We start from the raw sequence: 334 nt of genomic DNA, 5'->3' as shown, positions 1-334 counted from the left end.
ATTAATATCTTCGGAAAAAATATTATTGCTGGAAAGGGCCATTAAAATAACACAACAAACAGTTGAGGTTACTAAAACAAAGAACAATGACCAAACTAGAATACCGTTTAGCTTAAAACATTTATTTCCAACACGATATTTTGATATCTCACGTATAATAAGCTCTGGAAGTCCAGCCGTAGCGGGAAGTACCGATATTGCAATTATTGATAGTATCAGGCTATATTTTCCGTATTCTTCGGGCCCTAGGAGCCTGGCAAAAAATATACCGCTAACAATTGTGCATAATTGTCCACTTATTCTTAAACCAGCTGTACCAGCGAACGTCTTTAAC

General features: G+C 36.2%; 1 protein-coding gene. It reads right to left on the bottom strand.

Translation table 11 applies throughout. From position 1 onward, the window contains the following. Positions 1 to 334 (bottom strand): oligosaccharide flippase family protein (locus BCT81_RS05630; RefSeq protein ID WP_157938852.1); only part of this gene is annotated, 334 nt, incomplete at both ends.

Origin of the sequence: Vibrio sp. 10N.261.52.A1 (genome assembly GCF_002876325.1) — a bacterium.
Lineage (GTDB): Bacteria > Pseudomonadota > Gammaproteobacteria > Enterobacterales > Vibrionaceae > Vibrio > Vibrio chagasii.
Note: the sequence above shows the minus strand (reverse complement) of the source record. Positions and strands in the feature narration are given on the sequence as shown.